This is a genomic window from Ralstonia pickettii (genome assembly GCF_016466415.2).
Taxonomy (GTDB): domain Bacteria; phylum Pseudomonadota; class Gammaproteobacteria; order Burkholderiales; family Burkholderiaceae; genus Ralstonia; species Ralstonia pickettii.
Genome location: NZ_CP066771.1, coordinates 646,722 through 659,083 on the forward strand (window position 1 = coordinate 646,722; position 12,362 = coordinate 659,083).

The 12,362-nt window shown below is 55.4% G+C and carries 12 protein-coding genes; 11 read left to right on the forward strand and 1 reads right to left on the reverse strand.

Going from position 1 to position 12,362, the window contains the following annotated elements; all coding sequences use genetic code 11:
* The first annotated feature begins 60 nt into the window (after positions 1-60).
* From RP6297_RS03070 to RP6297_RS03080, 3 genes are read left to right on the forward strand one after another with little or no spacing between them, the layout of a single operon-like run.
* Positions 61-1,032: an aspartate carbamoyltransferase catalytic subunit gene (locus tag RP6297_RS03070; RefSeq protein ID WP_009238895.1), complete on the forward strand. Its 972-nt coding sequence runs from the start codon at positions 61-63 to the stop codon at positions 1,030-1,032.
* Positions 1,033-1,040: 8 nt separating this feature from the next.
* A complete protein-coding gene (locus RP6297_RS03075; protein ID WP_009238894.1) occupies positions 1,041-2,318 on the forward strand; it encodes a dihydroorotase in 1,278 nt (425 codons plus the stop codon).
* Positions 2,305-3,102 carry a lysophospholipid acyltransferase family protein gene (locus RP6297_RS03080; protein ID WP_009238893.1) on the forward strand — a complete coding sequence of 266 codons (798 nt, stop codon included), beginning with the start codon at positions 2,305-2,307 and terminating at the stop codon, positions 3,100-3,102. The genes RP6297_RS03075 and RP6297_RS03080 overlap by 14 nt, the downstream gene beginning before the upstream one ends.
* A 9-nt stretch (positions 3,103-3,111) precedes the next feature.
* Here RP6297_RS03080 and RP6297_RS03085 read toward each other — a convergent pair whose 3' ends face one another.
* Positions 3,112-3,966: a symmetrical bis(5'-nucleosyl)-tetraphosphatase gene (locus RP6297_RS03085; protein ID WP_009238892.1), complete on the reverse strand. Its 855-nt coding sequence runs from the start codon at positions 3,964-3,966 to the stop codon at positions 3,112-3,114.
* Positions 3,967-4,178: 212 nt separating this feature from the next.
* Here RP6297_RS03085 and rfbB point away from each other — a divergent pair, with 212 nt between their 5' ends.
* The 8 genes from rfbB to RP6297_RS03125 all read left to right on the forward strand — a co-directional run bounded on the left by rfbB (position 4,179) and on the right by RP6297_RS03125 (position 12,340).
* Positions 4,179-5,243 (forward strand): dTDP-glucose 4,6-dehydratase, encoded by a 1,065-nt coding sequence (gene rfbB, locus RP6297_RS03090; protein ID WP_009238891.1) that lies wholly within the window; start codon positions 4,179-4,181, stop codon positions 5,241-5,243.
* Positions 5,233-6,150 carry a dTDP-4-dehydrorhamnose reductase gene (rfbD, locus tag RP6297_RS03095; RefSeq protein WP_009238890.1) on the forward strand — a complete coding sequence of 306 codons (918 nt, stop codon included), beginning with the start codon at positions 5,233-5,235 and terminating at the stop codon, positions 6,148-6,150. Before rfbB ends, rfbD begins: the two co-directional genes overlap by 11 nt.
* A gap of 10 nt (positions 6,151-6,160) precedes the next feature.
* Positions 6,161-7,039, forward strand: coding sequence for a glucose-1-phosphate thymidylyltransferase RfbA (gene rfbA, locus RP6297_RS03100; RefSeq protein WP_009238889.1), 879 nt, complete (start codon positions 6,161-6,163; stop codon positions 7,037-7,039).
* Positions 7,036-7,587, forward strand: a complete 552-nt coding sequence (rfbC, locus tag RP6297_RS03105) for a dTDP-4-dehydrorhamnose 3,5-epimerase (protein ID WP_009238888.1) — start codon at positions 7,036-7,038, stop codon at positions 7,585-7,587. Before rfbA ends, rfbC begins: the two co-directional genes overlap by 4 nt.
* Positions 7,588-7,691: 104 nt before the next feature.
* On the forward strand, positions 7,692-9,038 hold the full coding sequence (locus RP6297_RS03110; RefSeq protein ID WP_009277289.1) for a flippase: 1,347 nt from the start codon (positions 7,692-7,694) through the stop codon (positions 9,036-9,038).
* A 3-nt stretch (positions 9,039-9,041) separates the two neighbouring features.
* Positions 9,042-9,908: a glycosyltransferase family 2 protein gene (locus RP6297_RS03115; RefSeq protein WP_009238886.1), complete on the forward strand. Its 867-nt coding sequence runs from the start codon at positions 9,042-9,044 to the stop codon at positions 9,906-9,908.
* Between the two features lie 12 nt (positions 9,909-9,920).
* Positions 9,921-11,129, forward strand: coding sequence for an EpsG family protein (locus tag RP6297_RS03120; protein WP_009238885.1), 1,209 nt, complete (start codon positions 9,921-9,923; stop codon positions 11,127-11,129).
* Entirely contained in the window at positions 11,126-12,340 is a 1,215-nt protein-coding gene (locus RP6297_RS03125) for a hypothetical protein (RefSeq protein WP_009238884.1), read from the forward strand. The genes RP6297_RS03120 and RP6297_RS03125 overlap by 4 nt, the downstream gene beginning before the upstream one ends.
* Positions 12,341-12,362: the final 22 nt, after the last annotated feature.

Consider the following 12,362-nt stretch of genomic DNA (forward strand, 5'->3'; position numbering starts at 1 on the left):
AGCGCGCACCGCACCGGCTTTGACCTGACCTGTACTGACCTCGTCGCCTTTCGTTTCTCCATGCCCAAGACTTTTGCCAACCCGCAGCTCACGAAAAACGGCGAGCTTAAGCACCTGCTGTCGATCGAGGGATTGTCGCGCGACATCCTCACGCACGTGCTGGACACCGCGCAGCAGTTCGTCTCCGTATCGGATTCCGACCGCGAGGTGAAGAAGGTGCCGCTGCTGCGCGGCAAGAGCGTGTTCAACCTGTTCTTCGAGAATTCCACGCGCACGCGCACCACGTTCGAGATCGCAGCCAAGCGGCTGTCGGCGGACGTGATCAATCTGAACATCAATGCGTCTTCCACGAGCAAGGGCGAGTCGCTGCTCGACACGATCAACAATCTGTCGGCGATGCAGGCGGACATGTTTGTCGTGCGGCATGCCAGTTCCGGGGCGCCGTACCTGATCGCCGAGCACGTGGCGCCGCATGTGCACGTGATCAATGCGGGCGATGGCCGTCATGCACACCCCACGCAGGGGCTGCTCGACATGTTCACCATCCGTCACTACAAGAAGGATTTTTCCAACCTGACGGTGGCGATCGTCGGCGACATCCTGCACTCGCGCGTGGCGCGTTCCGACATCCACGCGCTGACGACGCTGGGTTGCGCCGAAGTGCGTGCCATCGGCCCGCGCACGCTGTTGCCGGGCGGACTGGAGCACATGGGCGTGCGGGTCTTCCACAACATGGAAGAGGGCCTGAAGGGCGTGGATGTGGTCATCATGCTGCGCCTGCAGAACGAGCGCATGAGCGGTGCGCTGTTGCCCTCCGCGCAGGAATACTTCAAGGCCTACGGCCTCACGCAGGACCGCCTGGCGCTGGCCAAGCCGGACGCCATCGTCATGCACCCCGGCCCGATGAACCGCGGCGTGGAGATCGACTCCGCCGTGGCCGACGGTGTGCAATCGGTGATCCTGAATCAGGTGACGTTCGGCATCGCGGTGCGCATGGCGGTCATGGGCATCGTGGCTGGCAACAACGACTAAGAAGAGCAATGAAACTGCATATCAAAGGCGGCCGCCTGATCGACCCGGCCAACGGTATCGACGCACAACAGGACTTGTACATCGCGGCAAGCAAGGTGGTCGGTGTCGGCCACGCGCCGGCAGATTTCCATGCCAACAAGACCATCGACGCGACGGGCTTGGTTGTTTGCCCGGGCCTGATTGACTTGTCCGCCCGCCTGCGCGAGCCGGGTTTCGAATACAAGGCCACGCTCGAATCGGAAATGGCCGCGGCCATGGCCGGCGGCGTGACCTCGCTGGTGTGCCCGCCGGACACCGATCCTGTGCTGGACGAACCCGGCCTGGTCGAGATGCTCAAGTTTCGCGCGCGCAACCTGAACCAGGCGCATGTGTATCCGCTCGGTGCGCTCACTGTCGGCTTGAAGGGCGCGGTGCTGACGGAGATGGCCGAATTGACAGAGTCTGGCTGCGTGGGCTTCTCGCAGACCGATGCGCCGATGGCCGACACGCAAGTGCTGATGCGTGCGCTGCAATACGCGCAGACCTTTGGCTTCACCGTCTGGCTGCGCCCCGAAGACCCGTATCTGGGCAAGGGCGGCGTGGCCGCAAGCGGCCCGCTGGCTTCACGCCTGGGCCTCTCGGGTGTGCCGGTAATCGCCGAGACGGTGCGCCTGCACACCATCTTCGAACTGATTCGCAGCACAGGCGCCCGCGTTCACCTGTGCCGTTTGTCGTCGGCCGCCGGCATCGAGCTTGTACGCCGCGCAAAAGCCGAAGGCCTGCCGGTCACGTGCGATGTGAACGTCCACCATATCTCGCTCACCGACATCGATATCGGCTACTTCAATTCGCAGATGCGCTTTGTGCCGCCGCTGCGTTCCGGGCGCGACCGCGATGGCATCGTGCGTGCGCTGGCGGATGGCACGATCGACGCGATCTGTTCCGACCACACGCCCGTGGATGACGACGAGAAGCTGCTACCGTTTGCCGAGGCCACGCCGGGCGCGACCGGCCTCGAAACCCTGCTGCCGCTCACGTTGCGCTGGGCCACCGAACACAAGGTCGAGCTTTCGAAGGCGCTGGCCCGCATCACCAGCGAGCCTGCTCGCGTGCTGGGCCTGCGTGCGGGCTCGCTGGAAGTGGGTGCGATGGCCGATGTGTGTGTGTTCGATCCGGAAGCGACCTGGAAACTTGAGCCTCGCGCTCTGCGCAGCCAAGGCAAGAACTCGCCCTACCTGGGCTTTGAGCTGGCCGGCCGCGTGCGCGCCACAATGGTCGCCGGCCACCTTGCCTATGACGGGCATTGATCAGCGCGTGGCAAGCGCGCCCGCCGAGGCCAGCTCGCTGCAGCGCAAGCATGTGCTGCGCAAGCTGCGTTTGCTCGTACATCTGGTCGAAGGCCTGATCACGTGCGCGCTGCTGTTCTGGTGGATCAAGCCGCACACCAAGCAGGCGCTGATTCAGCGGTGGTCGCGCAAGTTGCTCGCGCTCTTCCGCGTGTCGCTCGTGGTGCATGGCGAGCCCGTCGCGGGCCCGGAACTGGCCGGCTCCATGCTGGTGTCCAACCACGTGTCGTGGATCGACATCTACGCGATCAACAGTTGGTACCCGCCGCGCTTCGTCGCCAAATCAGAGATCCGCAGCTGGCCGGTGATTGGCTGGCTGTGCGCGCAGACCGGCGTGCTGTTCGTCGAGCGCGCCCGCAAGCGCGATGCGCATCGCATCATGCACGTCATTGCCGATGCAATGCGTTCTGGCGATGCCATTTGCGTGTTTCCTGAAGGGACGACGTCTGACGGGCTGCAGCTGCTGCCGTTCCACGCCAACCTTTTTCAGGCGCCGGTCAGCGCAGGCGCACCGATCCGCCCGCTGGCGCTGCGCTATCGCATTGCCGCGACGGGCGAGTTGACGACCATTCCCGCGTATATCGGCGATCTGTCGATGATGGATACGATCAACGCCATGCTGAACGGGCCGCCGTTGGTGGTGGAGGTGTTCGTAGGCCCCGCCGTGGCCCCCGAGATGGACCGCCGGGCGCTGGCTGCACATAGCCAGGAAGCCGTTGCCAACCTGATCGCTCGCGCGGGCTAGGTCAACCGGCTATTTCTTTTTGTGCGCGAGCGGGTCCTGCGCCTGCTCGCAATCCACCTGGATCACGTCACGTCCGGCCGGCGCGAGCGACAGCTTGGCAGCCGTAAGCTTGCCTCCCCACACGCAGCCGGTATCCAAGCCCATCACATCGTCGCGCATCACCAGCCCGCGTGTGGACCAATGCCCGAACACGATCGGCGTGCCGCGCGTGCGGCGGCCCGGCACGTCGAACCACGGCATGTGGCCGTCCGGAGCGCCATCGGCATCCGTCGTGTCGAACTCCATCGTGCCGTCTGGCTTGCAGAAGCGTAGGCGCGTCAGGGCGTTGATGGTCAGACGCAGGCGGTCCATGCCGACGAGATCATTGCTCCACTTGTCTGGATGGTTGCCAAACGCATCGGCCAGGAAGGCTTTCCAATGCGGGCTGCGCAGTTCGCGCTCCACCGCACCGGCCAGCTCCAGTACGTCGCCAGTCGTCCACTGCGGCAGAACGCCGGCGTGCACCATCAGGAAACCGTTTTCGAAGATGGCCAGCGGCTGGTGACGCAGCCATGTGATGAGCTGGTCGCTATCGGGCGTGGAGAGGATGTCGCCGAGCGTGTCGCGCTTGCCGGGTTTGCGCACTCCCGCAGCTACGGCCAATAGGTGGATGTCGTGGTTGCCCAGGACGGTGCGTGCACGGCCGGTCTCGCAAAGTGCGATGACTTGGCGCAGCGTGGCCAGCGACTCGGGGCCGCGGTTGATGAGGTCGCCGACGAAGCGCAGGGGAGCGTTGGCGGGGAGAGCGGCCAGCAGAGTCTGGAGGGGGGAGCAGCAGCCTTGGAGGTCGCCGATGGCGTGGGGAGTCTTTTGCAGATGTTCCATGTGCACTCAGCCGCGCATTTGAACCGGACGAGGTGTTGCAATCGCAATTGTTACAACGCGCTACAAAAAGATCGAGCGCTTTAGCAGGGCATGTACGGGGGTCAGATAGAATACGCGACTTCCCTCAAAATTTGACAATTTCCGCTGGTCCCCGCAGGGGCGGCAGGGCGGATTCCCGAGGCACGCGGAAGGCGCGGCAAGGAGTACACAGTTTGTCCTACATTCTGGTCACCGGCGGTGCCGGCTTTATTGGTGGCAATTTCGTTCTGAACTGGTTAGCGGACCCGAGCGCTGACGGTATCGTCAACGTCGATAAACTGACCTACGCGGGCAACCGCAAGACGCTGGCGGCAGTCGAGCAAGATTCGCGTCATGTATTTTCGCAAACGGACATCTGCGATCGTGCTGCGCTCGACCGGCTGTTCGCACAATACCGGCCGCGCGCGGTGGTTCACTTTGCTGCCGAAAGCCACGTAGACCGCTCCATCCACGGTCCCGGGGAGTTTATTCAGACCAACATCGTCGGCACCTTCACCCTGCTGGAGGCGGCACGCGCCTATTGGAGTGGGCTCGACGACGAAGCCAAGGCTGCATTCCGCTTCCTGCATGTTTCGACGGACGAGGTCTTTGGCTCGCTCGGCCCGACCGATCCGCAGTTCTCCGAAACCACGCCCTATGCACCCAACAGCCCGTACTCCGCGTCCAAGGCAGCATCGGACCACCTCGTGCGGGCCTATCACCATACGTACGGGCTGCCGGTCCTGACGACCAACTGTTCCAACAACTACGGTCCGTACCATTTTCCGGAAAAGCTGATTCCGCTAATGATCACCAATGCGCTCAGCGGCAAACCGCTGCCGGTGTACGGTGACGGCCAGAATGTGCGCGATTGGCTGTACGTGGGCGACCACTGTGCTGCCATCCGGGAGGCACTCGCGCGCGGGCGCCTGGGTGAGACGTACAACGTAGGCGGCTGGAACGAGAAAACCAACCTCGATGTGGTCTACACCCTCTGCGATCTGCTTGATGAACTGAAGCCGAAGGCTGCTGGCTCCTATCGTGATCAGATCACCTTCGTGAAAGACCGCCCCGGGCACGATCGCCGCTACGCGATCGATGCTCGTAAGCTCGAGCGTGAGCTTGGCTGGAAACCGGCCGAGACTTTCGAGACCGGCCTCCGGAAGACCGTTCAGTGGTATCTGGACAACCAGGCTTGGGTGCAGGACGTTGTGTCGGGCGAATACCGGAACTGGGTTGCGAAGCAGTATGCAGCATAAGGCGCGCCCCATCCCTAGCCTGCTGGTGACCGGAAGCAACGGTCAGGTCGGCTTCGAGCTCCGGCGCAGCCTTGCGCCTTTGGGCGACGTGATTGCCCTGGACCGTGCCACATGTGACCTCACTCGGCCCGACATGCTGCGCAAGGTGGTACGCGAGTACCGCCCCGACGTCATCGTCAACCCCGCCGCTTACACCGCCGTCGACAAGGCCGAGACAGACGCCCAGACGGCATTCGCCGTCAACAGCACGGCAGCGGGCGTGCTGGCTGAAGAGACACGTGCCCTCGGCAGCCTCCTGGTGCACTACAGCACCGACTATGTCTTTGACGGCACCAAGGACGGCGCCTATGTCGAGACCGACCCCGTCAATCCTCAGTCGGTCTATGGCAAGAGCAAGCTTGCCGGCGAAGAGGCGATCGCGCAGTCGGGCGCGACTGCGTTGGTCATGCGCACGTGCTGGGTGGCTGGGGCGCATGGCGGCAACTTTGCCAAGACCATGCTGAAGCTCGGCCGCGAGCGAGACAGCCTGCGCGTGATTGCAGACCAATTTGGCGCGCCCACCACGGCTGCACTCATTGCAGACGTGACCGCGCAGATTGTCGCCCGGGCCTGGTTGGCCGGCGATCGCGCAGCGTTTCCGTCCGGCGTGTACCACTTGGCTGCTGCGGGTGAAACGACCTGGCACGGTTACGCCACCGCCGTACTGCGTTACGCCAAGGCGCTCGGGGTCGAACTCAAGGTCGATCCGGATCGCATCGAGGCCATTCCGGCAACCGCATACCCATTGCCGGCGCCGCGGCCTGCCAATTCCCGCATGAACACGGGCAAGCTTGTCGAAACATTCGGCGTACATCTGCCAGACTGGCAACGGGGCATTCATCTCCTGTTGGACCAAATCCTTTCCTGAACGACTCGCTATGCGCAAGGGCATTATCCTGGCCGGAGGCTCCGGCACTCGGCTCTACCCGATCACCCGCTCGGTTTCAAAGCAACTGCTGCCGGTGTACGACAAGCCGATGATCTATTACCCGCTGTCTACGCTGATGCTGGCGGGGATTCGAGACATTCTCATCATTTCCACACCGGAAGACACACCGCGTTTTACTGAAATGCTGGGTGACGGCAGCAAGTGGGGGCTTAACCTGCAATACGCGGTACAGCCTTCGCCGGACGGGCTGGCGCAAGCGTTCATCATTGGTCGAGATTTTGTCGGCAATGATCCTTCGGCGTTGATTCTTGGTGACAATATATTTCATGGTCATGATTTGATCAAACAACTGGAACGAGCTTCTCAACAGGATCGAGGAGCCACGGTGTTTGCCTATCATGTCCACGATCCCGAACGTTATGGCGTAGTCGAGTTTGATGAAAACTTCCGCGCTTTGTCGTTGGAGGAGAAACCAAGCAAACCACGCTCGAACTATGCTGTCACAGGCTTGTATTTCTATGACACGCAGGTGTGTGATATCGCCGCGGACATTAAGCCTTCTGCGCGTGGCGAACTCGAGATTACGGATGTTAATAAGCGCTATCTGGAGCAAGATTCGCTGGATGTAGAAATCATGGGGCGTGGCTATGCGTGGTTGGACACTGGGACTCACGACTCGTTACTCGAGGCCGCCGCATTTATCGCCACACTGCAAAAACGTCAAGGCTTGATGGTGGCTTGTCCTGAAGAGATTGCGTACAGAAAAAATTGGATTTCGCTCGAGCAAGTCGAAAAGCTAGCGGCACCCCTAGCAAAAAATGGTTATGGTGCCTATCTCAAACAAATCGTCGCTGAGCACGTCGCATGAATCTAACTACTATTCCGACCTCGCTTCCTGAAGTTCTTATCCTTGAGCCTAAAGTATTCGGTGATGCGCGAGGGTTTTTCTTTGAGAGCTTCAACGCTAAGAGTTTCGAAGTGGCGACCGGTTGCCAGCGAGCCTTCGTACAGGATAATCACTCCCGTTCCGCTCATAAGGTGCTGCGCGGTCTGCACTATCAGGTTGTGCGACCACAAGGCAAGCTAGTCCGAGTCGTTGCGGGGGAAGTTTTCGATGTTGCGGTGGATCTGCGCAAGAGCTCACCAAATTTTGGTAAATGGGCAGGGGCGGTACTTTCTGCAGAAAATAAGCGACAACTTTGGGTTCCAGAGGGATTTGCGCATGGTTTTGTCGTTCTTTCCGATAGCGCGGAATTTCTCTACAAAACTACAGACTATTGGTATCCCGAGCATGAGCGAAGCGTGCTTTGGAATGATTCGGATATCGGCATTGAATGGCCATTCAAAGGCGAGCCTCTACTGGCAGCAAAGGACGCCGCGGCTAAGCGTTTAGTAGACGCCGATTTCTACGACTGAGCATGTCAGGGTGTGGTGCAACGATCGGAGACACCGCTTTCGCACATAATCTCTAAAGAAGTAATTTGATAACATCGAATTCAAGTGCAACGCCCAACTCTCTAATGCAGTCCACCGAAAACAGCAAAGCGAAAGGCCTCTCGTTGTCATTTCTCCGCAATGTCGGGTGGAACCTGTTCGGACAAATCGCTCCACTAGTTGCCGCGTTGATCAGCATCCCGATTTTGGTTAAGCATCTGGGCGTAGATCGATTCGGCTTATTGACTATCGCGTGGATGCTGATCGGCTATTTTAGTCTGTTTGATCTTGGCATCGGTAGAGCTCTTACTCAACTGCTTGCTCAGCGCATTGCTCAGGGCCGCCATAGATCGGTCGGCCCCTTGCTATGGACCGGTACTGCGGCAATGGCAATACTAGGACTGGTTGCCATGATGGTCCTTGGCATATCAGCTCATTGGATAGCCTATAGCGCGCTAAAGATCCCCTCTGAACTGCGCACTGAAACGTATTGGGCACTTTTGTCGCTCACTCCGGCGCTCCCGGCGGTTATGCTTGCCGCGGCCTTCCGAGGGGCATTGGAAGCTAAGCATGCGTTTAAATTAGTCAACCTAGTGCGAATACCTCTAGGGGTGCTAATGTTCGTTGCGCCGTTGTGTCTGCTTCCTTTCTCCAATAGTTTGGTTGGCGTGTTTGCCTCGCTGCTTGCTGTCCGATTACTGACCTGCGTTGCATTCTGGTTATGCCTACGCGGCGAAATGCCGGATGCACTATCGTATCGCTTTGACAGGCGTTTGCTTCCACAGCTGTTTCGATTCGGTGGCTGGATGACGGTCACAAATATCGTCAGCCCTCTCATGGTTCAAATGGATCGATTCGTCATAGGTGCAATGTTGTCGACGGCAGCAGTTGCATATTATTCCACTCCGTTTGAAATGGTTTCAAAGGTTTTGATAATTCCAGGCGCGATTGCTGGGGTTTGCTTTCCCGCATTCGCAAAGTATTTTGGCGAACGAAACTTCATTGCGGCAGGTAAGCTTCTAAAACAAAGTATTGTTATCACTGCTGTTGTATTGGGGCTCGTCACGGTGATTGCGCTCGCACTTGCTAAGATTGTTCTTAACATATGGGTGGGTGAAGCTTTTGCTTTGCATAGCACTAGTGTTATGAAAATGCTGATTGTAGGTATGCTAATTAATGGAGTTGGTCATATTCCATTCTCATTCATACAGGGCATTGGAAAGCCAAAAATTACTGCTCAGTTCCATTTGATGGAGCTTGTCATTTATGCGCCTTTGGTGATTTTTTTGATAGAGGTTCATGGAATCATTGGTGCGGCGGTCGCGTGGACGCTTCGCGCAGCAATTGATACCACTTTGCTGACCGGATATTCATTCTTCGCTTTACGGCGAGCTCGGGATGGCAATTCTTTGCAATATAGCCAAAAGGGTTAGGCCATGAAGACAGTTGCGGCTATTGTTGTCACTTATTTGCCAGAGAAAGATCATTTCCGGAAATTGCTCTCTGCTTTAAAGGGGCAAGTTCAAAAAATTATTATTGTTGACAATAGCCCAGCGGATCATGTTGACCACGAGATGGGAGGCGATATTATTTTTATTTCAAATAAGAATAATATTGGATTGGCGGCTGCCCAAAATCAAGGCATCGAACGAGCTCTGTCGGATGGGGCAACTGACATAATTCTCTTCGACCAAGATAGTTTGCCTCGGAGCGATATGGTGCATCACCTATTGCAGGCTCAGGACGTTTTGGCAATGCAAGGTTTAAGGGTTAGCTCTGTGGGACCAGTCGCCGTCGACTGCCGATCCGGCCGCAGAGCCCCCTTCTTTCGTTTGAAAGGATGCTCATTCGAAAAAGTAGCCACGTCCTCGGAAGGTGCTCCAGTGCCTTGTATATATACAATTGCGTCGGGTCAATTGATTAATCGCAACTGTCTGCACTCTGTTGGATTGATGCGTGATGATTTTTTCATTGATTACATCGATATCGAATGGGGGCTTCGTGCGAATCAAAAAGGCTATCTCGCGTATGGAGTGCCGGCAGCCATCATGCAGCATCGAGTTGGGGATAATGTAATACGGGTTCTAACAAAAGAAATTCCCGTGCATAGCCCCCTGCGCTCTTACTTCATGGTGAGAAACGCGATAACTCTTTATAGGGATAAAAATGTGCCATTTTCTTGGAAGGTTGCAGACGTGAAATCTCTTGCAAAAAAGCTGCTAGTGACAGTATTTTTTGGCTGCAATCGATTTAATCACATGAAAAACATTATGAAGGCCTGCAAAGAAAGCATATTAAAATAATCGAGCAGAAAGATGGCTGCCATATATTTCTGCGTCGCTGCACTATTGTTGTTGAGTGCCGACCTCTTTTATTTTGTCCGTCCGGTGCAATTTTTCCTTGTCGCACTCGTCCTGTTGACGGTATTCGCAGGAAACCAGCTGAATGGGGCGGACTGGATAAATTACACTACGGTGTACGCCAGGGTGGCTGAAACTACATTGGAAGAATCGCTTGCGGCGCCTGATTTCGAGCCATTGTTTACGATTTGGATGTGGTTATTCTCTCATGCGGGAGCTTCATACCAGACTTTTGTTGCATCGATCGCAGTTTTTAATGTGGGAGCGCTCTTATTTGTAGCGATTTTGCTACGAATAAGAAATATAGGCTTCCTATTTGCGATTATATTTCTCATGGAAGGGTGGTCTTTATATCAAGAGCAGATAAGAAATTCTCTTGCGCTAAGTTTATGTCTTCTTGCGTGTGCGCTGAAGGCGCGAGAAAGGCCAAAACTTGCGATTATCACGGTTGTTATTGCTGTCGGCTTCCATTTTAGTGCGCTAGTTGGTTTTTTCTACATTTACCTGCTGGATGTTATTAGACGGCGGAATAACCTTAGTCCGCCCAGCTTGGCATCTATTGTAAGATCTACAATTGTCGTTGCGCTGATATTTGGTGCTCCTCTTTATATTGGATTGCGTGATCCGGATATATTTTCTTTTGTTCCAATTATTCCGGAGAAACTGCGTTTCTATGGGCAGGATATCACCTCGGGGAGTTCTCTCCTTAATGCAGGACTTTTGATCTACCCAATAGGTTTTTTGGTGCTCTGCCAGAGATATCCCGCTATAGCGCGAGCAGGAAATGTTTTTCTCTCTTTTTCGTTCGTGGTTGGCGTGATATGGTGCCTAATTGGGACAATCTTGCGGACTAGTGCTATCCTCACTCGCTTCGAGCACTATTTCTTGATGTTAATACCTTTTGCGTTTGTCGCTTATCGAGGCGACGGAGCAAAGGTGAGGATAAGCAGCTGCATAATCGTATTGATTTTTGCGTCTATCTTTACGGTTAGGCTATTAATTCAGCCTGGACATGCTGAATGGACTGCAAATTATCAGAATGTTTTTATAAGCGATTTTTTTGGATTACCATTGAAAAGTGAGGATGCTAGGCGAACGGCGGTATGTGACGCGCTAAACGACGCTGGTATCGATTTTTGCAACACTCAATCATTACATCCATGACTATAAGCGCTTTGACAATTTGCTCTCTGAACTACTTGGCGAGAGCGCTGGTGCTGGCCGAGTCTTATCTGCTGCATCATCCGGATCATCATTTTTCAATTGTATTGGTTGATCGGAAAGACGTAGATGTTCTCCCAGAGATGCCAAATGTCCAGTTTATTTGGGCGGAAGACCTAGGAATCCAGGACTTCTGGAAGAAAGCATTCATGTTTGATGTGATCGAGTTTAATACTAATGTTAAGCCGAAGGCGATGCTGCGCTTGTTGGAGAGCCAGGATGCTGTGGTCTATTTAGACCCTGATATTAAGGTATACGCCCCGCTTACCCCCGTGATGAGCGCTCTTGAATCACATTCAGTGGTTGTTACTCCGCACGCGAACCAGCCTATTTTGGATGGAAAAAAGCCAGATGATTTGGAATTTCTTAAATTTGGGAGTTTCAATCTTGGCTTCGTCGGTGTGGCGGCATCGGGCGAGGGGAGGAGATTTCTGGAATGGTGGTCCGATCGATGTCTCGAATTTGGATTTTATGAGCCACAAATGGGGCTCGCGGTCGATCAAAAATGGGTGCAGCTTGCTCCCTGCTATTTCCCAAATCTTGGCATCTTGCATGATCCAGGTTTGAATTTGGCTTTCTGGAATCTTCACGAGCGCACGCTATCTCAAGTTGACGAAAAGTGGGTCGTCAATGATGAATTCCCGCTGCGCTTTATTCATTTCAGCTCGTTTAATTCATCTCATCCAGAGAATATTGCGAACAAGCAATCTCGTTTTGCTCCAAACAGCAGAGAAGATTTTATTGCGGTGGCACGAGACTACGCCAATGAGTTGCATGGTAAAGAGCGAGAATATCCAACCACAAGAAGGTATTCTTTTGACTACTTTACCAACGGGAAGCCAGTTTCGGTCACACTGCGTCGCGCATATGCGTCACGCCTTGACGAATTTGGTCATGTAGAGCAGCCGTTCGACACGAACGAGGGGGTTTATGCGTTTGCTAAGCAAAACGGACTGCTATCTAGGAATGATACACCGGCGAAAAGGAAGACATTCAAAGACATCGGAGCTGAGAGTGTTCAAGTTAAGGTAATAAATTTTTTGCTGCGACTCGCGTTGCGAATCCTAGGGCCGGACCGATATTTTGATTTGATGAGATATATGGCCCATATCTCTTCCATTCGAAATCAGGCTGAAGTATTTAAGGTGAAATAGGGCGCAATTCCAATAAAGGGTG

Coding starts and splice junctions, on each gene's coding strand:
- RP6297_RS03120 (WP_009238885.1), top strand. CDS start 9,921: ATGGCTGCCATATATTTCTGCGTCGCTGCACTATTGTTGTTGAGTGCC.
- RP6297_RS03075 (WP_009238894.1), top strand. CDS start 1,041: ATGAAACTGCATATCAAAGGCGGCCGCCTGATCGACCCGGCCAACGGT.
- RP6297_RS03115 (WP_009238886.1), top strand. CDS start 9,042: ATGAAGACAGTTGCGGCTATTGTTGTCACTTATTTGCCAGAGAAAGAT.
- rfbD (WP_009238890.1), top strand. CDS start 5,233: ATGCAGCATAAGGCGCGCCCCATCCCTAGCCTGCTGGTGACCGGAAGC.
- RP6297_RS03125 (WP_009238884.1), top strand. CDS start 11,126: ATGACTATAAGCGCTTTGACAATTTGCTCTCTGAACTACTTGGCGAGA.
- RP6297_RS03085 (WP_009238892.1), bottom strand. CDS start 3,966: ATGGAACATCTGCAAAAGACTCCCCACGCCATCGGCGACCTCCAAGGC.
- rfbA (WP_009238889.1), top strand. CDS start 6,161: ATGCGCAAGGGCATTATCCTGGCCGGAGGCTCCGGCACTCGGCTCTAC.
- RP6297_RS03080 (WP_009238893.1), top strand. CDS start 2,305: ATGACGGGCATTGATCAGCGCGTGGCAAGCGCGCCCGCCGAGGCCAGC.
- RP6297_RS03070 (WP_009238895.1), top strand. CDS start 61: ATGCCCAAGACTTTTGCCAACCCGCAGCTCACGAAAAACGGCGAGCTT.
- rfbC (WP_009238888.1), top strand. CDS start 7,036: ATGAATCTAACTACTATTCCGACCTCGCTTCCTGAAGTTCTTATCCTT.
- RP6297_RS03110 (WP_009277289.1), top strand. CDS start 7,692: ATGCAGTCCACCGAAAACAGCAAAGCGAAAGGCCTCTCGTTGTCATTT.